General features: G+C 58.9%; 19 protein-coding genes. 13 read left to right on the forward strand and 6 right to left on the reverse strand.

Annotated elements, in window-relative coordinates:
- Positions 1-182: 182 nt before the first annotated feature.
- Positions 183-3,266: a secretion protein gene (locus F1542_RS15760; protein WP_014106826.1), complete on the forward strand. Its 3,084-nt coding sequence runs from the start codon at positions 183-185 to the stop codon at positions 3,264-3,266.
- 168 nt (positions 3,267-3,434) lie between these two features.
- On the opposite strand, the gene F1542_RS15765 is transcribed toward F1542_RS15760, so the two are convergent.
- Positions 3,435-4,667 (reverse strand): type II toxin-antitoxin system HipA family toxin, encoded by a 1,233-nt coding sequence (locus F1542_RS15765; RefSeq protein ID WP_019087396.1) that lies wholly within the window; start codon positions 4,665-4,667, stop codon positions 3,435-3,437.
- Positions 4,667-5,044, reverse strand: a complete 378-nt coding sequence (locus F1542_RS15770; RefSeq protein WP_019087395.1) for a helix-turn-helix domain-containing protein — start codon at positions 5,042-5,044, stop codon at positions 4,667-4,669. The genes F1542_RS15765 and F1542_RS15770 overlap by 1 nt, the downstream gene beginning before the upstream one ends.
- Before the next feature lie 211 nt (positions 5,045-5,255).
- Between F1542_RS15770 and F1542_RS15775 the strand changes: the two genes are divergently transcribed.
- The gene (locus F1542_RS15775) at positions 5,256-6,416 is read left to right on the forward strand and encodes a pyridoxal phosphate-dependent aminotransferase (protein ID WP_172155752.1); all 1,161 of its coding nucleotides are present in this window, start codon (positions 5,256-5,258) and stop codon (positions 6,414-6,416) included.
- Between the two features lie 210 nt (positions 6,417-6,626).
- Here F1542_RS15775 and F1542_RS15780 read toward each other — a convergent pair whose 3' ends face one another.
- A complete protein-coding gene (locus F1542_RS15780; protein WP_007396668.1) occupies positions 6,627-7,016 on the reverse strand; it encodes a hypothetical protein in 390 nt (129 codons plus the stop codon).
- A 326-nt stretch (positions 7,017-7,342) separates the two neighbouring features.
- Between F1542_RS15780 and F1542_RS15785 the strand changes: the two genes are divergently transcribed.
- From F1542_RS15785 to F1542_RS15835, 11 genes are all read left to right on the forward strand, one after another.
- On the forward strand, positions 7,343-7,801 hold the full coding sequence (locus F1542_RS15785) for a DotD/TraH family lipoprotein (protein ID WP_039998412.1): 459 nt from the start codon (positions 7,343-7,345) through the stop codon (positions 7,799-7,801).
- Entirely contained in the window at positions 7,794-8,834 is a 1,041-nt protein-coding gene (locus F1542_RS15790) for a type IV secretory system conjugative DNA transfer family protein (protein ID WP_172155697.1), read from the forward strand. The genes F1542_RS15785 and F1542_RS15790 overlap by 8 nt, the downstream gene beginning before the upstream one ends.
- Positions 8,831-9,994, forward strand: coding sequence for a type IV pilus twitching motility protein PilT (locus tag F1542_RS15795; RefSeq protein WP_193733882.1), 1,164 nt, complete (start codon positions 8,831-8,833; stop codon positions 9,992-9,994). The genes F1542_RS15790 and F1542_RS15795 overlap by 4 nt, the downstream gene beginning before the upstream one ends.
- The gene (gene icmT / locus F1542_RS15800; protein ID WP_010511855.1) at positions 9,994-10,242 is read left to right on the forward strand and encodes an IcmT/TraK family protein; all 249 of its coding nucleotides are present in this window, start codon (positions 9,994-9,996) and stop codon (positions 10,240-10,242) included. The genes F1542_RS15795 and icmT overlap by 1 nt, the downstream gene beginning before the upstream one ends.
- Positions 10,239-10,661 (forward strand): hypothetical protein, encoded by a 423-nt coding sequence (locus F1542_RS15805; protein ID WP_129552106.1) that lies wholly within the window; start codon positions 10,239-10,241, stop codon positions 10,659-10,661. The genes icmT and F1542_RS15805 overlap by 4 nt, the downstream gene beginning before the upstream one ends.
- The gene (locus tag F1542_RS15810) at positions 10,658-11,167 is read left to right on the forward strand and encodes a lytic transglycosylase domain-containing protein (RefSeq protein ID WP_193733883.1); all 510 of its coding nucleotides are present in this window, start codon (positions 10,658-10,660) and stop codon (positions 11,165-11,167) included. Before F1542_RS15805 ends, F1542_RS15810 begins: the two co-directional genes overlap by 4 nt.
- Complete coding sequence (locus tag F1542_RS15815; RefSeq protein WP_193733884.1) at positions 11,164-12,345, forward strand: hypothetical protein; 1,182 nt, start codon at positions 11,164-11,166, stop codon at positions 12,343-12,345. The genes F1542_RS15810 and F1542_RS15815 overlap by 4 nt, the downstream gene beginning before the upstream one ends.
- A complete protein-coding gene (locus tag F1542_RS15820) occupies positions 12,320-12,925 on the forward strand; it encodes a hypothetical protein (protein ID WP_193733885.1) in 606 nt (201 codons plus the stop codon). The genes F1542_RS15815 and F1542_RS15820 overlap by 26 nt, the downstream gene beginning before the upstream one ends.
- 3 nt (positions 12,926-12,928) lie before the next feature.
- Positions 12,929-15,271, forward strand: a complete 2,343-nt coding sequence (locus F1542_RS15825) for a type IV secretory system conjugative DNA transfer family protein (protein WP_193733886.1) — start codon at positions 12,929-12,931, stop codon at positions 15,269-15,271.
- Entirely contained in the window at positions 15,268-16,578 is a 1,311-nt protein-coding gene (locus F1542_RS15830) for a DUF1173 family protein (protein ID WP_193733887.1), read from the forward strand. Before F1542_RS15825 ends, F1542_RS15830 begins: the two co-directional genes overlap by 4 nt.
- 1,125 nt (positions 16,579-17,703) lie before the next feature.
- A complete protein-coding gene (locus tag F1542_RS15835; protein WP_193733888.1) occupies positions 17,704-19,248 on the forward strand; it encodes a Fic family protein in 1,545 nt (514 codons plus the stop codon).
- Between the two features lie 389 nt (positions 19,249-19,637).
- Here F1542_RS15835 and F1542_RS15840 read toward each other — a convergent pair whose 3' ends face one another.
- The 3 genes from F1542_RS15840 to F1542_RS15850 form a co-directional block, all read right to left on the reverse strand.
- Complete coding sequence (locus tag F1542_RS15840) at positions 19,638-20,123, reverse strand: MucR family transcriptional regulator (protein WP_193733889.1); 486 nt, start codon at positions 20,121-20,123, stop codon at positions 19,638-19,640.
- Positions 20,124-20,749: 626 nt separating this feature from the next.
- Entirely contained in the window at positions 20,750-23,968 is a 3,219-nt protein-coding gene (mobF, locus tag F1542_RS15845; protein ID WP_193733890.1) for a MobF family relaxase, read from the reverse strand.
- The gene (locus F1542_RS15850) at positions 23,968-24,189 is read right to left on the reverse strand and encodes a hypothetical protein (protein WP_232272588.1); all 222 of its coding nucleotides are present in this window, start codon (positions 24,187-24,189) and stop codon (positions 23,968-23,970) included. The genes mobF and F1542_RS15850 overlap by 1 nt, the downstream gene beginning before the upstream one ends.
- Between the last annotated feature and the right edge of the window lie 20 nt (positions 24,190-24,209).

Consider the following 24,209-nt stretch of genomic DNA (forward strand, 5'->3'; position numbering starts at 1 on the left):
ACAATGGCTCTGGACATATAACCATGACAGACCCAACATGGGGAACAGCGGGCTAACCCCCGCCCAGAAACTAAAAACAGCTGCCTGAATTCTCATTCAGCACCCCACTAAAAATGGGGGGATTACCAGGGAATGGCTTGATGCCGATCCCCAACCGGTCATGACATGACAGGATCATATCAATGGGCGGTATTCTTTCCAGTCTGCTGGCCGGCATCAGCCTCGGGCTGCGCCAGCCCCTTGCCTCATTCTGCGATGTGGAAAGTACGCACGGGGACCATCTCATCACCAAACGCGGTGAATATGTCTCCGTACTGCGCATCAATGGCCTGCGTCGCATGTGCACGCGGCAGGAAGTGGAAGCGCTCGCCGAGCAGCAGCGTATCGAATTGCAGGGTCTCCTTGAAGAACGTGGCCATGCCATTGTGGGATGGTATATTTCCGATCCCGAGCGCTCAGGTATCGAGATTGACCGCCTGAGCCTCAATGGCTGCCGGTCCATAGCCCGACAGATCGGAGCGGACCTTTCGGACGTCATCGAAGAGAGGCGCCGGCGCTGGCCAAACGTCATGCGCTGGGAGGCCACCTGTTACGTCCTGTGGACCCGGCCCAGCGTGCTGACACGTGAGGACCGCAAACAGGTGGCAGAGGAACGCAGGACCCTTGCCTCCCAGTTTCCCCGCGTGGGCAATACCCAACGTTTTGCCCTGCGCTCCGACATTATGGCCGCCCGTCATGAATCGTTCATTTCGCGCGTCCAGGCAGCCTTGCAGGGGTTCGACATTTCCTGCGAATTCCTCGGTCCACATCAGGCATTGCAGGTCGCGCGCGAAGCGACCTATCGTGAAACGGCGGGCTCCGCCTGGAAACCGACCTTGTTGGGTGACCGGGTAATGCCACGGCTTCCGGACGATCTGGATGACCCGCAGCCACATCCGCAGGGCCTGCTCTGGCCAGCGATCCGGGACCAGATCTTCAATGCCGACGCCGAAACGAAAGGCGGACAGCTCGTGACCGTGGGGGATTATACATACGCCCCGGTCGACATGACGATTGGCCCAGAGGATCCGCGCCCGTTTTCCGAACTCTCCAGCGTGCTTGGCCGCAAGAGACTGCCGTGGCGCAGCGCCATGATCCTGGAGGGTGGCGGCCGCGCCGCCTTCGGCTTCAAGGAAGCCGGAGCCGGGTTTCTGGCGATGTTCCCCGGAAATAGCGACATTCGACGGGCGTTTGCCGCACTCAAGCTGGAGCGCCAGAAAAACAACCATAATTCCGTGCGGATGCGCATGACCGCCACAACCTGGGCTCCGGTTGGAGCAGAGGCGAAGCTGCGACGGCAGGCGTCGGATCTCTCCCAGGCAATTGATGCGTGGGGCAACAGCAAGACAACGCGGATCTCTGGCGATCCGCTGGAAGCGGCCATGGGTTCTGTCCCTGCCCTGGCGCTCGGTTCGACTGCGACCTCATCGCTCGCTCTTGTCGGTGATGCGTTCTCCATGATGCCGTGGGCACGCAGTGCGTCACCGTGGCAGAGGGGATCCATTCTCTTCCGCAAACCCGATGGTTCAATCTGGCCCTATGATCCGACCGGGGGCGGGCTACGCCCATCCGTCGTAGACATTATCGTAGCTCCGCCTGGCGGCGGAAAATCCGTTCTGGCCAATACCATTCTGCTGGGCTTGATCCTCAGCAGCGCCGCGATCAGCAGCCACGGCACGAAGCTCCCCTATATCGGCAAGCTCGATATCGGGCCGTCCTCGCGCGGACTGATCGAGATGCTGCGCAACGCGCTTGGCCCCGAACGCCAGCACGAGGCGGTTTACGTCAAAATGCAGGCAATCCCGGGCTTCGAGGTCAATGTCTTCGATACCCAGGTCGGGCTGGAATATCCCCTGCCACTCGAGCGCGTCTTCCTGCAGAATTTCATCTCGCTCCTTGCCACGCCGCTGGATGGCAGGCCGTGGGAGGGCATGGACCATCTGGTAGAGGACGTGATTGATGAAGCCTACCGCCTCTGCACCGGGGTGCAGGGGGGCACGCCTAAAATCTACACTCCGGGGATCGAGCCCGACGTCGATGCCGCAATAACATCGCTGGGCATCAGCCTGCCCCACCATGCGGGAGAGGACGATCCGACATGGTGGCGGGATGTCGTCGATGCCCTTGTCAATCTCAGGGAATACCGCCTTGCAGGTTTTGCCCAGCGCCATGCCGTACCAGTCCTGCAGGATCTGCTGATTGCGGCCCGCAGCCCGGAAATCGAAAAACGCTATTCCAAGATCACCCTGGAAACTGGAGAAAGCCTGATCGACACGTTTGATCGCTACATCATGAACGTGATCAAGAATTTTCCCATGCTGGCGTCCCCGACAAGGCTGGATATGGGGGACGCGCGCGTGATCGTTCTCGATCTTGCCGAGGTGGCACCATCCGGCTCTCCCGCGGCCAACCGCCAGACAGCGCTCATGTATATGCTTGGCCGCCATATCCTGGCCCGGAATTTCTTTCTCCATCCCGATTATGCCGACGACCCGCATATGCCCCCGTCCATGCGGGACTATCATCTCGCCCGCTTCACTGAGATGTATGAAACGACGAAGCGTGTCGACTTCGATGAGTGGCACCGTACCGAACCAGCGCCCCAGGTAGACAAGCAGGCTGTCCGCGACGGCCGCGAGGGGCGCAAGCACAACGTCCAACTCGCCTTCATTTCACAGAACCATACCGATTTCAGCGAGGACCTTTACAAGATATCAACCGCCCGATGGGTCCTCAAATGCGGTGATCAGGAGACGGCAGACAGCCTTATCCGACGCTTTAAACTGTCCGATGCCAGCGCCTATGTGATCCGCAACGCACTGCCGGGACCGGCAAAGAATGGTGCGCCGTTCTTCGTGGACATGTCGGCCGGAGAAGCAAAGTATGAACAGCTTCTGGTGAACGTCCTGGGGCCAATCGAACTCTGGTCTTTCTCGACGACGCCTGGCGACACGGCGCTCCGTTCGCGCCTTTACAAACGGATCCACTTTGCCCGAGCCCTGCGGATGCTCGCCACCGTATTTCCCTCGGGAACAGCAAACAGCGAGATCGAACGCAGAAAAAGCGAGCGCATGAATGTTTTCGGTCTCGCGACCGATGAAGCGTTTGCCGGCGTTCTGGATGAACTGGCGGATGAGATCGTGGAAGGTAGAGGCGTGGCCGCAGGATTGTATGAAACCCTGCGCGCCATTGATGAACAATCGGAACTCGAATTTACCATTGGGTAGAAGGTGACCGATATTTTCCTGACGGCCTCACATCCCGATCATTGCGGACACAATGATGTTGACCATGCTGTTCGATCAATAGCGCGGCGGCGTCTGGCAGGGATAGATTCGACAAATTTATGTGTCGAATCTGGCATATTATACGATATTATCAGTCATATGTGACTATCAGATCGTTAGCGCGATCCCGATCTGATCGTTTATGAAGGCGGCTTCATAATGACGCGCCATCGCCCCGGAAACACCAACCTCTCGCAGAACAGGCCTCCACTCATCCGAAATTCGCCGCGCTGTCACGCGGATCATCTGCCGGGCCTCAGCAGGGGTAATTTCGAAGAATTCACACGCCTCCAGTGCCAGACGGATGGACCGATCATGCGGACCGCCCTCCAGTATCGCCGTTTCCAGATGCGGGTTACGGTCGGGTGCTGGATTCACATCGAAAACGGGGGATAACCGCCAGTGTCCAGCGCCCACATAGAGAAATCCGTGATTTTTCAGATGATCGTCCTTATTTGACACGAGAATAGTATAAACCAGACGCAGGAAGAGTTCGCGGAACTCTGCCTGGGGATCGGCGGCATAGGTCCGGATAAAATCGACAATCTCCGTATAGGAACCCAGTTCCGTTCCGGTTTTCCCCAGAGCAGTCCTCGCCGAAATATAAGGAATCCGGCCAGCCCCACGCCGATCAAACCGCTGGATCAGAGCCACAGGAAACGGCGTTTCAGCCAGTTCCAGCCTGACCTCTGGCGTCCGGATTCCGCATGCTCTTGCCAGACGAAGCGTGGCAACTTCAATACGTTCTATTGGCCACTGGTCGTGAACCGAGGTAAATTTTGCAAGCCAGAGCACATCGCCGTCCCGAACATTGGCCTTCGGTCGCGCCCCACCCGAACCACCTGCACCAGCGAGCGCCTGCATATCCCTTTCGGATATGTCCTTGCCCTGTTCATATGCCCGCGCGATAGCCGTAATAGCGGCAAGATCGACCAGACGCGGTATGATGTCATCGGCGCCGCCACGAATGATTTCTCCGTTATCATCGGCGAAACGAAGCGCACCCTGCCGACATACGTCATCCGACAGTGTGAGATATTCAAACTCGGAAAGCCCATTACCGTAGGCACGCTCGAGAAGCCTGCGCCCCCAACTGTCGGGCGCAGCATCAGCAAAGACACCCGCAAGGGCATCGCGCACGTTCCCTGGTTGGCCAGCTGCATGAAACGGCCCAGAGCCAAGGGGAAAGGTTGGCTGGATGGCAAAGGCCCGAGAATTCTCGACCCAGGCCGGATCATAAGTGAAGGTCGAAAACTGCCGTGGACCTGCCTGCGTAAAACGCAGTTGACCCACGGGAGTCAGGCTGTTGCCAAGAACGACATGGGCGCTGAAATCAGGCATCAGAACGAAGCACCGTCCATATCAATAACATCCGCTCCCCCATGCGTGGCCTTATCCTTATCCTGCTGCCTGCGTAACGTGGTCGCAGAAGACCGGCCTCGACGAGGCTGACGTTCAGCAGCCAACGCCAGTCCCAGATCATCCTTGCGGATATCAATCAGGTCGGCCAACCGGTCCAGAAGACCAAGCACGACAAGCACGTCAGCCAGAGTGCCGATCCCCACACCCGGGTCTCCCTTTTCCAGGCGCGCGATGGAACTTGCTGACGTGCCGGCACGAGCGGCTAGGTCGGCTATCGCTATGCCGCGCCGCAGGCGCGCGCCACGAAGGTCACGCCCCAGTCGTTCAAGAGCCGCGCGGGATTTTGGTGAGCCCATTACTATCACTCATATTTGACAGATAATGTGCCTTATACAGTCATATATGGAATTCTGCAAACTCCAGCCTCTGCCCTTCACAACACGTTCCTGGCAGGAACTGGCACGTCGCGTAGAAAACGCTGGGCAGACCGCCTGATTTCCAGAGGCAGTTTCTGGTCGCAGGGCGATCATCGCCCTATAAGTCTATTTTCTCCACCTCGAGGTCATGATGCCTGTGCCGCCAATCGATCCCTTCCACGCGCTGTCCATCAGCGCACTGGCGCATGAACTGGCCGCACAGGGGCGCAGCATCATTCATATGGAATTTGGTCAGCCTTCCACCGGCGCGCCAAGCGCGGCGATCGAACGCGCCCAGCACATACTGGCGACCGACCCCATGGGCTATTGGGAAAGCCAGCCCCTGAAGGAACGGATCGCCCTGCACTATGACGAAACATATGGCGTTTCGCTCCGGCCTGAACAGATTATCCTGACCTGTGGCGCATCACCCGCGCTGGTTCTGGCGCTCATGACCAGTTTTGTGCCCGGCGCGCATGTAGCCATGGCGCGACCGGGTTATGTGGCCTACCGCAATGTCGTGCGCTCGCTCCATATGAAACCGGTTGAAATTCCATGTGGGGAAAAAGAACGCTTCCAGTTGACCCCCGACGCCATTGCCGCGCTTGAACCTGCTCCCGACGGGTTGATCCTGGCCAGTCCCGCCAACCCCACCGGTACCATCCTGTCTCCTGATGAAATACGGCGCATTGTTGACGTCTGTCGCGCGCACGGGATCTGCATCATATCGGATGAAATCTATCACGGCCTGAGCTTTGGCGAACGCGCGCACAGTATTCTGGAATATGATCTCGATGCGCTGGTGGTAAACAGTTTTTCCAAATACTTCAGCATGGCGCCGTGGCGGCTGGGGTGGCTGGTTGTCCCGCCAGCCAAGGTGGAAGCCGCCCGCGCGCGAATGGGTAATCTGTTCCTGCCGCCCGCCGCCCTCAGCCAGCACGCGGCCCTTGCCGCCTTCGACTGCCGCGATGAGCTTGAAGGGCATATGGAAACCTACCGGCGCAATCGTGACCTGCTGCTGCGTGCCCTGCCCGAAATGGGGCTGCGCCATATCGCGCCACCAGATGGAGCGTTCTATATCTATGCCGATATCCGGCACCTGACGGATGACAGCATGGCGTTTTGCAAGCGCCTGTTGCTGGATACGGGTGTTACGACAGCACCGGGCATTGATTTCGACCCCATAGACGGGAAATACTTCATCCGTTTCAGCTTTGCGGTCGCAACGGACCAGATTGAAGAAGCCATCCGCCGCATGGTCCCATGGTTTCGTCACCAAAAGGACCGCTTACCCGTCAATGCAGTGACTTAAAGGGGGATATACGTCTGGAGCGCGTATAGCTGTGTTTCTGATCAGGAGACATGCGAATACGCACTTACCGCGACTCACTACTACGGACCATGCAGGGGGTTTCTTCCAACTTAAGTTCTGCGACACACGTCTTGATTATAGTCAGCCCCGGCTGCATGCCTTACCCAGATCAATACATTCATACCAAACCATTAACTGCCTGCGATATTACTACCTCAAGCCACTGCTGGAACTGAAATGCGAGGTGGCAAAACTATGCTTCAGCACGATCCCGTTACTCAACACAACAGTCAGCATCTTGCTTTTGTTATTTGATCTTTCTCCAAGCATGCCAAGTCCGACTACGTCCTGCGCTATTGAAAGACCATCCTCCCTGCCGGACGTAAAACTATAAATCCAGACCTCATAGCCATCTTCATAGGTTTTCTGCCCCGGTTCACCGTAAATCTGACGCACCTGGGATGAAGTTGTCACACCATCATGAATATTCTGATCAACTTCCGCGATGGTTGTTTTTTTTATGGAAGCATCACCCGTGGACGAACAGGCACTCGTGCCTGCAATGATCGCCATCACGATGGCCGTTCTGATGATCTTCATCCTGCACTCTACCCTCTCGGCTACATATCATCGACATACCTCATTGTGTCTCATCGATACAGATTGTTCAGCGCACATCAGATGCTTGGTAGGACTGTCAGCAACATGGATGGCTGCCGGTGATCCCCTCACGTTCAGAGCCGAAAACAGAAAAGGGTTGCTCCTGTCCCACGCAATTCTGCGCGTCAATCCGGCGACAGCATACCCCAAAAGAGGACACGAATCTGTTCTCGGGGCCTGCATGAAAGAAAAAGCAACGCAGCCAATTTTTGCTGTAGCAGTCGCAAGATGATCTTCGAAGCTGCTCCCATTATCCGGAGAAGCTCATGAAACATTCTCTGCTCATTTTTCTTTTGCCCATGGCGCTCAACGCCTGTGCGCAGAGCCTGTCGTCACCTTCTCCCATTGCGACGACCGGCATGGCCAATCCTGAACTGGCCTTGCAGCGGTCAATAGCAGAGACCACGACTGATCTTCGGGAACTTGGCAGCATCCGCCCGTCTCCGGTCGTTGCATCTACCAACCAACCCCCGCTCCCCGATGACCTGACCCGCCGGATCTGGTTCGTGTGGGACGGCCCGCTGGGCAAGGCCGTCGCAAAACTTGGCCAGGAGATTGGCTATAGCGTGACTGTCACCGGCCATCCCCGAGCAATGCGCGTCGCGACCAACAGCGTTGCCGCCGTGGCGGATATCCTTCGGACATTGGGCGATCAGGCCGGAGATCAGGCCATGGTCGAGGTAGACCCGCTTCACCACGCGATAACGGTGGCCTGGCATGCGTAAGATGGCGCTCTTTCTATCTTCGGCCATCGTCGTGACGGCCGCAGGTAGCCCGACCCATGCGGCGTCTGTCTCCACGGGGAAGGTTGTCATTGAGGAGGGGCAGCACGTCCGGCTACCGACATCGTCTCCATCCCCGCCATCGGCCCGCAGCGGCACATTGGTCCCGGAGCCACAGCCGCCCCAGCCGGGTGCGGATCAGGTGGACGGGGCTGACCCCGCCCTTGCCAATCCCATCAATAAACCGGTGACAGGGGCCTCAACGCTCGACGAGGTGGTTGGCGGCGAAGCGCCCCCCTCTCTTGAGGCCCTTGAGAACACCCGCCCCAATGACGAGCCAGGCGATGACCTGAAACCCGGTCGAATCGTCCAGCTTCGGGAGGCCGCGCATATTTACGGCGCGCAGGGCGGTCTGGCCGCCCGGGCATTCGCCATCAACGAGATGCTGCGGCGCCATGAGGAGACACTCGACGCCACTTATGATTTCCGGTCGATCGTGCTTCCGATCGGGAGTGGCCAGACCCTCATGCAGCCCCCGATCGTCACCGAGGCACAGATGGCCTTCGCGCTCAATGACACCGGCCAGGTGGCGCACGAGACAGAATGTGTTTTCGAGATCACCCGGGAGGCACAACTGACATCCGCGCCCCCGGACTGGCGCACGTATCTCGTCCGGACATGGGGCAAACCGCATCACCCGGTAGCCGCGGCCCTGCCCCGCACAAAGGCGGAAGTGTCACACTGGAACCAGTGGGTGGCCGAAGGCTGGGCAGATGGAGAAAAGCAGGCAACCGAGATCTTCCTCTCCGATCTGTCGCGCCTGCAGCGCGACATTACCGGCATGGCCCGCTACCGGGTGCTGCTGAACGCCGGGCGCGTCGAAGAACCACGCGTCGTGTTCGAGCACCAGGACGCCGTGGGAGGAGGAGACACCCTCCACCTCAATGACCGCACGATCCGGATCGCGAGCCAGCCGGGGCTTCAGGGCCACGTCCGGCGCGGAAGCGATTACGGTTATCCGGAGCATTGCCGATGAATATCACCATCCCCATCACGACCGACGAACGCTGGCCGGATGAAGGCAGGAAAGCGTTTGCCTGGGTCGAGGAACGACGGCGTAACGCACCGGGGCTGGACTCCCTGCTTCGCTGGGCGCATGGCCTCGGCGCCTCGCGCATCGACATCAAGACGGGCCACCCGGTCACGATCAAGGTGCACGGCGTGATCCGCTATGCCACATGCAAAGCGACGGACTCCCTCGCGCTGGCGGATATCGTCGGCCATGTCTATGCCTCTGACGGGATGGCCATGCTTGGTGTCGGCCATATCCTCGATACAGCCTATAGCGTGGCACTGGACCGCAAGGTCAATCTACGTTTCCGGATCAATCTTTCACCCATTTCGGTCAAGCGGGGCAGTGGCGTCCACATCGTCATGCGTCCGATCCCCGCCCGCCCCGCCAGCCTTGACCAGCAGATGGTCGAACAGGAAATCCGGGACACGAACAGGCTCAAAAGCGGCATGGTCCTGTTTGGTGGGGCAACCGGTTCCGGAAAGACCACGTTGCAATTCGGGCTCGCCATCGAAAAACTCATGGACCCGACCGTATACTGCGACATGGCAACCGGCGAGGAGCCCATCGAGTTCCTGCTGGACGACCTGCGTCCGCCTTCAGGTTCGCGGATCAGCCAGACGGAGATCCGCCCTCCTACCCTGACTTTTCCCACGTTCACCCGCAGCCTGACACGCCGCGAGATGAGCGATGGCATCATCACGGAATGTCGGGACGGCGAGACCATGAATGCAGCCATCAATATCGCCATGATGGGCGGTATTCTGGGCACAACGCTACACGCAGACAGCGTCTCCCTCATGATCCAGCGCGCGATCGCGCTCTGTCCGCCCTCGGAACGTGACAACCTCGTCTCGGCCCTCGCTCAGGCACTGCGGTTCTGCATCAACCAGCGTCTTGTACCCCGCAAGGGCGGGGGGCGTGTTGCGATCCGCGAATTCCTCACCTTCGACCGTGATCTGCGCCGCAAGCTGACCCGAACCGAGCCAACGGACTGGCCTGACGTCGTGGCCGATGCGGTCGAGGCGCAGGGCCAGTCCTTCGGCAGAGCCATCCGCAAACTGCTTGATACCGATCTGATCACCGAAGACACCGCTCTGGCGGAAGAAAGGAGAGACGCGTGATGTGGCGTGCAACGGCCTATCCTGTCCGGGTTTTCATTCTCGATGCCCGCAGCTGTTTTCCCATTCTCATCTCCGTGACACACTGGAGCCTCACGACCCTGCTGATCGGGGTCTTCGGCGTGGTGTTTTTCGGCACGATCTCGTTTTTCGGGCTGACGCTGCCGGCCGCGATACGCTCCATGCGACGCTTCCTCATCGGGCCGGTCCGCACCGCCCTGCCGACATGGCAAAGGAGGCGGTTCTCATGAGCGCGATCGATCTGGCGGCGATCAGTGCGGCGCAGACACGGCTTCTGGCCAAAATCGGCAAGCCGATTGAGCTGCTGGACCCTGGGACCGGAAAAAGGGTGGTCGTATCACCGGCTGACGCGGCACACCCTGAAGCCTATCTGCCCGTTTTCCTGATCAGTGCCGAAGCCCTGTGGCTGGAACTGACAGGGACGGGCTTTGCCCTTGATGTCAGCAGGACGCCCGACAGCGCGCTCGGCTATGCCGTACGCACGGTGCGCGCCGGTTCATTTACGGTCGTGATGTTATGTCTGATCGATGTCACGATGAGGCTTGCGGAGATGGACGACGCGCTGGTCCTCAATCATCTGATCGACTTCTGGGGCGAAGCCCATGGCCGGATCGCCGATGTCGCGCCGACCCTGCAGGGGGCGACATGATCCCTCGCCTCGCTCTGGCGGCACTCGGGGTGTTTCCCCTTTTTGCCGCCAGCACGACCGCCCGCGCCGCGAGCATCGAAGAAAAGGGCCGCCAGATTGCAGCCTGTCTGGAGGCTTCGGCAAAAATCTCCGGCGTGCCCCGTGGCGTGCTGCTCGTCCTCCTCTATGTCGAGGCCGGCCGCCCCGGAATGGTCAGCCCGAACGGTAACGGCACGGCGGATCTCGGGCCGATGCAGGTCAACACGATATGGGTCGATCGCATCGCGAGGCGATGGCACAGCACGCCCGCGCAAACATATGCGGCCCTGCGCGACAGTTCGTGCGCCAATATCGAGGCAGGTGCCTGGATCCTTGGTCAGGCGATGCAGGAAGCACACGGTGACCTCTGGCAGGCCGTGGCCTTCTACCATTCCCATACCCCACGCTACGGCGATGCGTATCTCCGGCGTTTCTACGACATCGCCCTCACGATGATGGCCAAAAACCGCAGGGACGATCACTCATGAGCACGAGCCGCGTCCCATGGTCATCCAGCGATGACTATCTGCTCTTTTCCTCGATCATCATCATCGTCGGGGTCCTGCTGTTCAGCTACATGGCCTGGAGCCTGTGGCATACGCAGATCACGGCCTTCTATTTGCGGGTCATGCTGGGGCAGATCAACCTGCTGCATACGTCCGATCCCGACCTGATGCGCCTGCGGTTCCAGTTGCAGGCCGCGCAATATCGACCGGACCTGGTGCGGGCGATCCAGCTTTATTATGGACTTGCGATCCTGGGCAATGCCCTGAAATGGCCGGTGGCCATCGTGATTGCGCTCATGGGCGGGTTATGCATGTGGCGTGCTGCCCCCGGCCGTTTTGCAAAGGCACTCGATCTGGAAGGTCTGATCGCAGTCCAGGCAGAAATGTTTCCGACGTTGAAAGGCTTCGTCCGACGCCGACTGGACAGGCTTGTAACGCCCACGGATGGTAATCCCCTGCCCGCAGACCCGGCCCTGACACGTGCCGAATGGGGCGCGCGCTTCGCTGTCGATGCACAGGACCGCTACAGTGAAACCGGCGCGCTCGAGGCGTTCACACGCCAGTTGGGCCGCCACTGGTCCAGCATCAACGCCGCATCCCCTGTCGAACAGGTGCTTCTCGTTGCCTTTGCGATGCACTACCTCCAGAGGCGCCGGGAAGCCCTCGCCCTGCTTGGTGAACTCTCTGCCGGTCTGGCCGACGTCGGCCTTGATGGTCCCCATGGTCCGCTGGCGCCGCTCACAGTGCCAGAGTCCGTTGTGCGAAGCGTCCGTTCTGCCCTGCAGGACAAGGAAATCACAAACTGTATGGATACGGTCTGCGAACGCAGTGGGTGGAGCGTGACCGCGCTCATGACCCTGCTGCACGAGGCCCGGCGGCAGGCGGGCGTACTCGCGCCCTCCTCATTCGCCATCGTGAAGCTTATCGACCGATCACTGTGGTACGCGCTGCACTCACTCGGCTTTCCTGCTGAAATCCCGGCCGAAGACCTTCATCCCAATCCCCGCATCGAGGCCGCCGGCGCGCGTGCGCACTGGAGCGAAGAACGGCGCTACCAGCGTCCGATCTACATCCCTGCGGTTGAGAACGCGCTCGCCATCCTGCGCCCGATGCCCGAAGCACAAGGATCTTCCCATGACCCGTATCATCCTGCACGCTGATGGCCGGGCGCCCATCACCATTGAACTCGACGGGACAGGCTTACAGCCGCTCCATTTCCATCTTGGATCTGATTTCGGGCAGACGGAGACAAACGATGCGGCAGCCACTTTACCAGAAGCGGCAGCAGCACGGCGCTGGCGCCTGAAAAAGGCATTGCCCGCGCTCATCGCTGGAGGACTGGCCGCCATCCTGATCATCGGCACACGTCAGGCCATGGTTTCCGACCGCGCTGTTCCCGACACGGGGCCCGCTGGCATGCTACGGCCGCCTGCAATTCTACCCCCACTCTCCGGTGCGCCCATGACGGACGAAGGCGCGCCAGGGGTCCGCTCAACCTATGTCCCGGGCGCGCGCATGCCGGTCGATGGAAATGTGGTCGACAATCCCGACGGTCACCCGGCGAGCGCGGAAATCGATGCCGCACGACGCATCATGACGCAGCGGCCAGTCGTCACTTATCCGCAACCCCCAGGTGGCGCGCAGACAGCGCCGACGGCGCCGGTCTCCCCCACGGCACCAACCGCTCCCGTGGCGCCCACGATCGACACCGGAAAATCTCCTTTTGGGCTGGAAGACTGACGCATGGTGAAGCGCGAGACCGGCGGACCGCAGGTCCACCAGCAACTGAAACACGGCTCTACCTATCGCGATACGCGTCCCTTCACGGTCCGGATCGCCGAAGAGCTGCAATCCAGCAGTTCCGGGTTTGCTCTCATGATGCTGGCAGGGCTCAGCGTGCTGGCTCCCGCGATCGTCGGGATCACCTTTCCCCTCGCCCTCTGCCTGACGCTCTGGGTCATGACCCGCCAACCCGTGTTGCCTTTTCATCTGCCCCGGTATTGCGGACTGAAGGATAAACACGATCTTGATCCCAAAACCCGTCGGCCGCGGACGGCGGCAGGCATCATATATCTTGGAACGGACGGACTGACCGGCCAGCAACTCTGGCTTTCATCCGACGCGGGGCGCCAGCACGCCGCCGTGCCAGGCACGACCGGTGCGGGCAAAACGACATCCGCCATCTCCCTGCTCGCCAATCCGCTTGCGCATGGATCCGGGTTTATCCTGATTGACGGCAAGGGTGACAACACGGTCCACGGCGATGTGCTGGCGCTTGCCCGCCGCTTCGGGCTGGACGACCAGGTGCTCAATCTCAACTTTCTAACCGCAAGCGGCATCCGCCAGTCCAATACGTTCAATCCGTTTGCGACCGGCAATGCCGACGCCATCCGTGAAATGCTGGTCAGCCAGCTTGGTGAGCCTTCCAGCAACGACGCCAACGGCGTCTTTCGGGATCGTGCTGTCGGCCTTGCCGGCACGATCGCGCCGGTGCTGACCTGGATGCGCGACACGCACGGCGTGCCGATCAACATCGAGACCATGCGCTATGCCATGGAACTACGCTGGATCGGCACGCTGGCCCGGCATCGCGTATTCCTGATCCGCAATCCCGGCTCCGATCACCCCATTGAGATCAGCGTTCCCGAAATTCCCGACGATATCCTCTATCCGGCTCAGGCCTATCTGGGTGAACTGCCGGGGTATGATTCCTCGCTGGCGTGGAATGAACAGAAAGAAAACAAACCGAGCGAACAGCATGGCTACGCCAAGATGTATTTCACCCGGGTCTTCACGCAGCTTGGCGTCAGTCTCGGGCATATCTTCCGCGCCCAGACGCCCGACATCGATATGCGCGATGTGGTGCTGAACCGCCGCATTCTCGTCGTCACGCTGCCCGCGCTGGAGAATTCCTCGGATACGCTGGCCGGACTGGGCAAGATCGTGGTCGCGGCCGGTCGCGGCGTCATGGCCCAGCTTCTTGGCGCCCGCCTCGACGGCCCCGCCGAGCAGGTCTTCAAGCTCAAGGCAGGCAGCGGCGACGCGCCGTTCCATTTTTTCTACGATGAACTCTCCGCCTACGTCACGGACGGCATGGACCGGCAGCTGGCCATGGGACGCGGCCTGAACTGCATGTTCTGGCTGGGGTTTCAGGATCTTCCGGGTCTCACGACACGCATCGGCGACAAAGCCTTTACCCTGCTCGGCAACGCCAACCTTACCCACGCCATGCGCCTGCAGGATGCCATGCGCACGCGCGAGTGGATCGAAAAGCAGTCCGATCGGATCGAGGTCAGTCAGGCCACGCATTTTGAAGGCAACTCCGCGGGAAGTTACCGGGAAGGACGGGGTGCCGAAGTCCGGGAAGTCGCCCGTATTCCCTGGGCAGACCTTCAGTCGCTCATCGAGGGCGAGGCCATAACGATGTATGCCGGTCGCATCGTCCATTCGAAGACGTTCTTTGCCGCCGTCAATGGGCGGTCAGGCGCGATCCGCATGGCCCAGCCGGTCATGCTTGCAGCGCCGCTGGACCTGAATCGGGTGCCCCCGGACCAGCAGTTGCTCGCCCTCCTCGCGACGATCGAAGGCAGCCTGTTTCAGTCTGAACTGACCACGGCACACGACGAGCCGGATGTTTGCGCACTCCAGGACGCAGTCGACCGCCTCGGTTCAGGTTCTCAAGACATCCTGCGCAATTTTGCACAGATTGGTGCAGCAGTCGCCGCCGCACCATGCCGGGTTGCGACCGCCAATGACGATGAAGGGAACGAACACGCAGCCAGAACAGACATGCTGACACCGTTCTCCTATATGCTGCGTGATGCTGCCTCCACCCCGAAACCCGGTTTTCAGACACCGCCCCGCACCATACCTCCCATCGACGGTCATCTGCTTGGACGCCTGGAGGCTATTGAACGCTGCGTGGACCGGCAGCCAGGTGTAGCCCGGCGTCAGGCACTGCTTATATTGGGTGTCAGGGACGCGATGACAAAAGGCGCACCGAAGGAGAGCGCGGCCAGCACCGGGATGACCGAGAAGGAAATCCTCGCCCAGATCAGGATATTGCGAGAAAAAACCTCGGCATGACCGGCACGATCATCATCCTTCCCGGCGGGGAAAGGTTCCAGCTCGAATGGCGCCGGACTGACCCGGAGCGCTGGGGACGCCGCCTGAAGGCAAAATATGATGAGAGCTGGAGCGCGGAGCGTTCTGACAAGGCGCGATGCCTGTGCCAGCATCGCGGGGCCTCACTGCCTCTACAGATCCGTTACCGGGCGGACAGTCACAGTTATCACCTCGCCGTATGGCCAAATGAAGGGCCACTTCATGAAAAGACATGCCCCTTCTACAAGCCTGATCCGGAGAAAAGTGGGCGCGCCAGCTATGTAAATAGCGTAATTCGCGAGGGTGAGGATGGGGATGTCGCTGTGACCCTGTCGATCGGCCTGCGCCGCAAGGGACCACCCCGGCCAGTCGATGACACGCCGCTGCCTGCTTCAGATCGGCCCGGACAGGCGCGACAGCGTCGAATGACGCCTCTCGGGCTGCTCCATCTCCTGTGGGAACGGGCGGGGCTGACCGAATGGCGACCGCAATTTGCCAGACACCGCACACCGACGGTTGCCCTGGGCCGGATCGCCTCTGCCGGAACCCGGATCCGGGCGCAGGGCAGACTGATCTCCGATCTTCTATGCCCTGTTGCCCCAGGGCATGAAAAGTTCGGACGGCGTCTCCATGCCATTGTCCGGACGGAAGGAAAGGAAAACCATCTGTTCCTGATCGGGTTTGTGGAGGCTCTGGAACCAGATCCCAGGGGCAATTTCACCATGGCCCTGAACGGTCAGCGCGACGGTTACCGCTGCTTTCTGACAGTGCCTGCAGCCGAGAGGAACCGTCTTGCCCGGTCGCACCAACTGGCGGCAGCCACGCTCGCCCTGCCCGAAGCGGCGCGGCAGGCGCATGTTGTAGCGCTGCTCTATGTGACGGCACGAAACATCATAGCCCCCAATAGCCGATGGACGGGCTGGATCCAGGCGGAAGTCAGGACCGGTGCCCTGATGACCGTCTCTCGCAGCATGCTGCCGTTCGAAAGCAGTCATGAACTGGCCGTAGCCGACGCCCTCGTGGCGGCGGGACGCGCATTCGAAAAACCACTGCGTTTCGACGCGGAACGGAATCTCGTTTTCCCCGACTTCATCCTGCAGGACACGGCACGGAGTGCCGGATATCCAATGGAAGTTTTCGGCCGTACGGACGAAGCCTACACTGCCAGACGAGCCGGGAAGGAAAACTACTACAACATGACTTTCGGCGCAGGCGGATGGTGGTCATGGGATGCAACAACGGCAAGCCGGATTCCAGCCTTTCCGCCCGCGAGAAAGGAGCGACGCTGAGCTGATCACGCCAGACAATGCCTTTCATCCGGCTTGACTGGGCTCCAGACTTTGTCGACGCAACCGAACCCTATCGGGACCACATCATTGGACACCGCGCATGGAATGAGAAATGCGGGTTTCATCCAGGACGCTGATATGAAACATCGAGACTTCTGCGGTCTGCAGCATTATAATTAGAGACATGAAGACGAACTCCCGTCAGGTTGTTTTGGCAGCAATCAGAAAGCAGACTCTTGCGAACACCAGGAGCAAGCAGGCTGCTCATGCGGCGCTTCAGCGAATGGGAATTATTGATCACAAAGGCGAAGTGACGAAAGAATACACGCGTGACCCGCGCGTCGAAGGGATGCTTCGAGCGTAACTGCATGGACGGCTCTCCACACATTTTTTATGTCCGATTATCACGGTTGTTCTGAAGAAGGCCGTCGAAAACTGATGATGATTGGCTTGAACCTGGTTTCTACATCCGGGAGTTCGATCCAATGCGGGCACAGAAATGGGCACACCAGAAACAGCGCAAAGTGTAGCTTCCAAGTTTCTGATCCGGTCACCTTATACGGCAACGGCCGAGGTTGTCCGCCAGTTCCAGATCGCCCAGAATGAGACGGGCAGGCCAACATCGACCATAGATCCCACCCTGTCGGCGTTGAGCTTCTTCATCACCCGGACACTCACCTGATCTTGCGCATCGGCTACTCCAGATCAAACGGGACAAGGGTGCACGATACCGGAACACCCTGCTTCCGGCAGACCTGCCGTCCTTGCTGCAGGAGTGGTAAAGGCCGAACGCCAGCAGGACGTGATGCATTCTGGTAGCTGGCTTTTCCCCAGGCAGGACATCATGAATCCCATCGGCACACGGCAATTACATCGCATGTTTGTCGCTCCGGCACGGGCAGCTTCGATCACCAGACATATGGGGCCGACAAAGGCAAACCCACTTATGTACGACAATGAAGACCGCCTGGATCTGGCTGCGTCCGAACATGGCAGTCAGAGTTGCTGGACAATACGCGCAGCTAAGGCTGTTCATATATATATTTTTTTACACAAGACACCGTTTATATGCGATTTTAAGCATCAATAAACGGTTTTGGACAATTCAGCAGGAATTTAATTCCAATGGCAGACCCGATCGGCGGCATGTGGCTCGCACTGAAATATGATGCAGAGCCATTCGGCGGACTGGCTGTCAAAAGCCAGCTTGGAAGTCGCCGGTCGAGCAGTCATCATAATTTATACAGCATCGAGACGTATCCCGAAAACATGCGTCCGGCCGACGCCGCAGCCGCGCATCTGCAGTTTCATCTGCGACACGAACCCACCAGCCTTGAATTGCTGGCGCGCGTCTTTGCGAAGACCGGACCAAGTTTTGTCCAGGAGTGGATAAACAATGCACCGACCGGACAATATGCCAGACGGGCATCGTTTCTCTATGAATTCGTCACCGGACAAACGCTCCTGCCGCCAGTCGACCTCGGCGGCAACTACGTTTCCGCCCTGGATGCATCTTTTCAGGTAACAGCTTCTCCGGACAAGATGAGCAACGTCAGCAGATGGCGCGTCCGTGACAACATGCCCGGGAACCGCTTTTTTTGTCCCTTTATCCCGCTTTCCAGTCAACTCAAGACGGCTGCGGAGATGGACGTATCTGCCGGTTACGGTGAACTGGTGCAGGAGTTCGGCGAGAGCATGCTTGCCCGGGCCGCAGTGTGGCTGACAAATCGTGAAAGCAAGGCAAGTTTCACCATTGAAGGCGAGGAGCATCAACTTGACCGGATCCAGCGCTTCAGCCACGTACTCGCCACGAGAACCGGACAAGGGGCAGTTCCCCTGACAGATACTGACCTTGCCGAATTGCAACGCAACATCCTCGGTGACGTCACAATAACCGAGCATTTTGGATTGCGGCTGTCACCGGTATTCGTTGGAGAATACACGATGAGGTATGAGAATGTTGTTCATTACCTCGCGCCTCCCGCAGAAGACGTAGCCGATATGCTTGAGGGATTAAAAATTTTCCTCGACAGGACTGAAGGACAGTCTCCTGTCATGCGCAGCGCCGTGGCAGCCTTCGGGTTCGTCTACATCCATCCTCTTTCTGACGGGAACGGCCGTGTACACCGGTTCCTGATAAACGACGTTCTCAAGCGGGACGGCGCCATCCCCGACCAGATCATCCTTCCCATCTCAGCTACCATCATTGGAGACCCGACGAGCAGGCGAAACTACGACCAGATTCTGGACAGGGTTTCAAAACCCCTGATGCGACAGATCACGGATCATGTCTCTTTCGATCGTGACATGAAGACCTATCCTGATGGGATAAAATCCAATCTTGACTTCTCGAACCCTGATCTGGCGAGACCGGCCTGGCGCTATATCAATTTCGCCCCCCACGTTATCTATCTCAGCGCAGCACTAGAGATGACCATCAAGCACCACATGAAAGAGGAAGCCATATATCTCCGGTCACACCATAATGCCCGGCAGGCACTCAAGGAGCTTGTTGAAATGCCGGATATGGATGCCGACCGCATCATCCGGTCATTACGGGACACTCATTTCATACCAAGCGGCAAGATTCAGAAAAAATATCCCATGATCGAAAAATTCAGGCTTTGGAACGCCATCTCTGAGGCGCTGAGGCGTTCATTCTCTGAATGATTGCGCGTGGACCGACCGTGATAAGTAGAAAGTTGTCCGTCACCAGATATGGGATCTGAAAAAGGATTGTCCGAGCTGAAAAGGCAGGCTGCCCTCGTGAGAGCACAACTTTGTAGTCATCGCCTATGGATTTTCACTGAGAACTGAATTCTTCCACAAGGTGCATAACGCAAGGGCTTAGGATCGCAATCCGCAACCTGGATTGTATAAAAGGCATCTTTCGTCCGGATTTATCGACGTAACGCCCCGAACTGGATCATGGTCCGGTCAAACAGGAACAGCCGCAGTCGGCACCCTACGGCGTAGCGAAGAAGTTCTGCCTTCGCATATTGCTGCGTTCCTAAGCCAGGAGATCGCCGCGCCGCCCGGTCCGGCGGCGCGTTCCCCTTTTAGTGGACGGCCTTCTTTCTACCGCGGCGGCGTCCTTGCGGCCTGTCAGGCAATGCAGGCTCTGTCGTGCCCTCATCACCAGATTTGGTGGCAGTGGACGTTATATCCCGCCCCAGTCCAATCTCTCGTGCAAGTTCCGATCGGCGTGCTGTGTAATTGGGAGCGACCATAGGATAATGAGACGGAAGTCCCCATTTCCGCCGATATTCTTCAGGCGTCATGCCATAGGATGCCTGCAGATGCCGTTTGAGCATTTTCAGCTTTTTCCCATCTTCAAGACATATGATATAATCCGGAAATACGGACCGCTTGATGGGAACGGCAGGTATCTGTTCTTTTACGCCCGAAGTAGTCGGGACGGACAATGAATTGTAAACAGTCCCAATCAGCCTGATAAGTTCGTCCGGCGATATTTTATTTTCCGATACATAAGCAGTTATGATTTCCACGGTCAGCGCCAGCTGTCTTTGTTGTTCTTCGGGCATTGTCCATCACCTTAACAGACGAAAAAACTGTGGCCCTGTATATAACACCGCTATTGGGAATAGTCCTCGACGTTTTCGACGATTTGGCAGATTGCAGAACAGGTATGCTCTTGAGCAGATATCCAATAGGATCCTTCGCCTGCTCATCTGTATTTTATCTGACCGTCAACACTTCTTGCTTTCTACGGCAATCCTGTTACCCGTTTCCTGCCCAGCATCAAGACGCCATATCTGCGATACGAAATTATTTGGAGCCAGTGTCAGCAGAACACTCAGACACAGCTTCCTCCTCGGCCCAGGAAGGTCTTGAGGTGTGAACATGCCCGGAAGCTTCAGTCGCGCCAATAATGCGCAGCAGACTTTCAGGGATCGGTTCACGCACAACATCATTGAACCGGGCACGCAATTCGTTCTTCAACCAGCAGTCGAACGGATCAGGATCTCCCCGGAAAGACACATCGTCCATCATTGGCCTGTTATCTGCTACTCCCCGCCTGCCTAACGATACGCAGCCGACTTCGTTGCGCAAATGACCAAAGCGTGCGTCAGATCTGAGATGTTGTCGCGGTATGGCACACTGTCAGCGGGATCCAGATACGGGTGAAAACAGCAGAAAGCCGGACGCTCTAGCTGGCGGCACCTGGCGACGCAGATGGCACAGGGGGACGCCTGCCCAGCACCTGGGCGGCCCGTTGGCTCCGAAGCGTCTGCTCTGCACCCGTCATGACCGCTGGTGCGTTCCTGATCATGACCTGCAGCCTGGCGTCGATCTCGGCCAGACGCGCCTTATGCAGGCGCTCGGCCTGCCGCGCCTGCGTTTCCAGAATAATCTCCCTTCCATAGGGGCGACCTGACTTCGTCAGTGTCTCCTGCATGCGCCCAAGCACGATCAGTTCCCGGATCCTCGCATCCCGGGCCTTGCGGGTTCGGGCAACCAGATCCGTGCCCAAGGATTTATATGGTTTATATGCCATTTTCTTTGCCACGTGATTCCACAGGTCGTCACTGGTGATGGGCGTGGTATCCCCGAGCGGCCTCTGGTTCCGGACCGCCTCAAACGTCACGCCATCGGAGATCATGGTCCATGTGGTTCCACGCGCCCGGCTTTCCGCGACGTATGAAGTAAATCCCGTTGCCAGTTCAACGCCTCGCGGCAGGGCGTTGATATGCTCATCTGAAGTAAGCCCCTGTGCCGCATCAATCGTCATGGCATGTCCGAACCCCAGCAACACCCGACCAGTCTTCGCGTCACGAAACCGCCGCCATTCAACATCGGCAACAAGCCCCTCCTTCGTGCGGACGCGAAGCCCCACATCGCCATGAGCCAGAACCTCTACCACATCACCGTTATTTCCAACCGTGGCGCCCTTTCCATCCACGCTGCCCCATGTCCGACGATACAGCCGAAGCCGGTCGCCCGTAGCGATCGCGAGATCATAGGTTTCGCCACGCTGATCAATAGCCTGCACGGTGATTTCATACGTCGAGATCTCGCCGCGCTCCTGTAGGATCTTACGGACTGCCCGACTTAGATCGGCAGCATCCTGATTGGTCAGCGCCGACATGCTGATCGTCTTGGTCCGACCACGCCGCGGGCCGGTACCCTCGGCGACCAGGGCATCGCGACGCGTCACATACAGCCGGGCAATATCCTGCAGGACTTCCTCATGGTCGCCACCGACCAGACGGATCGTTCCATCCGCTCGTTTCATATCAATCGCGTCCCGGACTTCCTTCAGATGGAACCTGTTACGGACGTCGTCATCATTTTCCTCGTCCGTATGCGCGTTTGCTGCAGCTCCCCTGAACTCGTGGGATTCCAGATCGCTCTCTTCCGGCTCTGCGCCACGAAACAGATCAGCAATCTGGCGATTTCTCGCAGATACCTGCCGGACACTGGACAGAAGCTCCGGCATGTCTTCCGGATCCAGAACCCGGCGCAGCATCTCGATGGAGTCCCCTGCCTCGATATTCTGCGCCTGCTCGTGGTCACCCAGCGCCTTGATCGTGCAACCAGTATCGCGCTGCAACTGTAACAGGCGAAGCATCTGGCGCGGGCCGACCTGACCGACCTCGTCAATCACCAGCACCGTATTCCGGTCCACATCAACGTCACCCCGCTCCAGCCGCGCCAGAAAAGGCAGCATAGCGCTTGTGTCAAAGATGCCGGCCTCACGTAATGCGTCCGCCTGGCGCCAGGCATTGGCAATCCCGATAACCCTGCGACCATTCGTGTCATAACGCGTATCATGTTTCCACGCATCAACCAGCGGAGACAGCAGCGCCGTCTTTCCGGAGCCCGCGACGCCGGTGAGCATGGAGAGCGCACCGCCCCGGCCAAGAGCGTAGATAGCGGCCTTCTGGGTCTTTCCATGATCGCTTGCAAAGTCGAGGGATGATCGTCCGATCGCTTCCGTGATCTGGCGGTCCGACAGCGCCCCGCTTCGGTCTCCTGACGCACGAGCCGCCTGAATCGCGAGGTCCTCCTCGATGGCGATCTGCGCGGAATTCGTCACCCTCAACCTGTCGCCGCGCATCTCCTGAATCAGCGAGACCCGTTCCCCGCCGAGTTCGAGACCACGCTGTTCAATAAGGGCCACGACATGATCAATGTCCTTCACCCCACCCTCGATGCCGGTGCCGATCAGGCCCCGGGCCGCATACGTTCTGAGTTTGTCGTGATCGATCACGGCGGCTGTTTCAAACTCCCTTGCGAGATGGCGCGCAGCGAAACGATAGGCAATGTCGTATCGTTGTTCCCTGGTGCCCACGGGCGCTACTGGCGTGCCAAGCAGGCTTTTTTGCTCCCAGCCAAGACGCCTGGCCTGTTCTCGCCATATCTCATGGTCGCTCGTGCCTTTGTCCTTGTCGAGCCGGGCTGCCAGGCCGGCCATGGACAGGATGCGACGCTTGCGTTCGATCGGCATATGCGCCCAGTCCGCTCCTTCCGCCGCGGCGTAATCCTTGGCCGCCCTGATGACGTTCCGTCGTCCCTTGCTGAAGAAATCCGATATATCCTGTGGCACGGCTGAGATAACCGTCGCCTGCTCGTTCGCGTCGTATTGCTGGGCAATGCCGATCCTGCGCAGTTCATCCGCGAGCTGTGCCTGGAAATATGCTCCAAATTCGTGAACGCGCGATCGCAGCCGCTTCGTGTCGAGTGAACCCACATGCCCCTCTTCCGTAACCACGACATTGAACAGGGCATTATGGATATGGGCATGGGGATCGCCGCCTGCTGGCGTATCGATCAGATAGGTCTGGCCTGTCGCCGCGTCACGCGCCTCGACCGTCGGGCGCGCGGTATCATGCCGGAATGACACCCAGGCGACCTCGCCCGGGTTGGCACCGTCTTCGCCCCCATGACCGCGCCGCGCGAAACCGATTTCCCGCGCGACATAGAGCATGGTGGCGTCGTTTGCCCGATCAATGGCATGCCAGATGGCTGCCCTCTCGGCCTCGGTCGGCGCAAACTCGGCCGCAAGCGTCACCGATTTGTGCGGCGCCAGGGTCAGATCATAGGCACTGATCTTGCGGGCATTCTTTGACCAGTCCTCGCCATCATCAGCCCGCTTTGCCTCGAACAGGCGATTTAGCTGCCCGTTTTTCGGCGGTATAGTGGGATCGATCCCGAGAACCGCCGCGATCTCCGGCTTCATGTCCGGCCGCCACGAGGCGCGGCCATCGCGCCCAGTATAATAACTGGTCAGTCGGGCACCGTCCGCATCAGAAACCTTTCCTGGCTGGGTTCGGAAATCATGTTCCGGATCCGATAGCTCTTGGGTGAAATAGGCGGTGATCAAGCGACCGGTGCTCTCAGCCGAAATTTTCCGGAACGTCATCATCAGACGCCAGTTCCGTCCTTTTCCTCGGGCGATGAGGTGCGGGGCGTCCGGCCCTCCTGAATGTCGAGGATCCTGCCAGTCGTAAGATCGATGCGCCTGAGAAGAGGGCTCTGCGCGGCGATCAGTGTCACCAGTCGGCCAAGGATTTCATCAAGTGTCGGACCATCAGATTCTTTCGGGGAGAGAATTTCAATGATCAGAGACAGCTTGTCTTCGATCATTCGAAGCCGTTCCCGGATGT

The sequence above is a fragment of the Komagataeibacter sp. FXV3 genome (assembly GCF_015155755.1).
GTDB lineage: Bacteria > Pseudomonadota > Alphaproteobacteria > Acetobacterales > Acetobacteraceae > Komagataeibacter.

Excerpts from the sequence above, each read along its gene's own strand:
- F1542_RS15760 (WP_014106826.1), top strand. The coding sequence starts at position 183 with ATGGGCGGTATTCTTTCCAGTCTGCTGGCCGGCATCAGCCTCGGGCTG.
- icmT (WP_010511855.1), top strand. The coding sequence starts at position 9,994 with ATGTGGCGTGCAACGGCCTATCCTGTCCGGGTTTTCATTCTCGATGCC.
- F1542_RS15835 (WP_193733888.1), top strand. The coding sequence starts at position 17,704 with ATGGCAGACCCGATCGGCGGCATGTGGCTCGCACTGAAATATGATGCA.
- F1542_RS15785 (WP_039998412.1), top strand. The coding sequence starts at position 7,343 with ATGAAACATTCTCTGCTCATTTTTCTTTTGCCCATGGCGCTCAACGCC.
- mobF (WP_193733890.1), bottom strand. The coding sequence starts at position 23,968 with ATGATGACGTTCCGGAAAATTTCGGCTGAGAGCACCGGTCGCTTGATC.
- F1542_RS15825 (WP_193733886.1), top strand. The coding sequence starts at position 12,929 with ATGGTGAAGCGCGAGACCGGCGGACCGCAGGTCCACCAGCAACTGAAA.
- F1542_RS15780 (WP_007396668.1), bottom strand. The coding sequence starts at position 7,016 with ATGAAGATCATCAGAACGGCCATCGTGATGGCGATCATTGCAGGCACG.
- F1542_RS15775 (WP_172155752.1), top strand. The coding sequence starts at position 5,256 with ATGCCTGTGCCGCCAATCGATCCCTTCCACGCGCTGTCCATCAGCGCA.
- F1542_RS15765 (WP_019087396.1), bottom strand. The coding sequence starts at position 4,667 with ATGCCTGATTTCAGCGCCCATGTCGTTCTTGGCAACAGCCTGACTCCC.
- F1542_RS15850 (WP_232272588.1), bottom strand. The coding sequence starts at position 24,189 with ATGATCGAAGACAAGCTGTCTCTGATCATTGAAATTCTCTCCCCGAAA.
- F1542_RS15810 (WP_193733883.1), top strand. The coding sequence starts at position 10,658 with ATGATCCCTCGCCTCGCTCTGGCGGCACTCGGGGTGTTTCCCCTTTTT.
- F1542_RS15830 (WP_193733887.1), top strand. The coding sequence starts at position 15,268 with ATGACCGGCACGATCATCATCCTTCCCGGCGGGGAAAGGTTCCAGCTC.
- F1542_RS15820 (WP_193733885.1), top strand. The coding sequence starts at position 12,320 with ATGACCCGTATCATCCTGCACGCTGATGGCCGGGCGCCCATCACCATT.
- F1542_RS15805 (WP_129552106.1), top strand. The coding sequence starts at position 10,239 with ATGAGCGCGATCGATCTGGCGGCGATCAGTGCGGCGCAGACACGGCTT.
- F1542_RS15815 (WP_193733884.1), top strand. The coding sequence starts at position 11,164 with ATGAGCACGAGCCGCGTCCCATGGTCATCCAGCGATGACTATCTGCTC.
- F1542_RS15795 (WP_193733882.1), top strand. The coding sequence starts at position 8,831 with ATGAATATCACCATCCCCATCACGACCGACGAACGCTGGCCGGATGAA.
- F1542_RS15840 (WP_193733889.1), bottom strand. The coding sequence starts at position 20,123 with ATGCCCGAAGAACAACAAAGACAGCTGGCGCTGACCGTGGAAATCATA.
- F1542_RS15790 (WP_172155697.1), top strand. The coding sequence starts at position 7,794 with ATGCGTAAGATGGCGCTCTTTCTATCTTCGGCCATCGTCGTGACGGCC.
- F1542_RS15770 (WP_019087395.1), bottom strand. The coding sequence starts at position 5,044 with ATGGGCTCACCAAAATCCCGCGCGGCTCTTGAACGACTGGGGCGTGAC.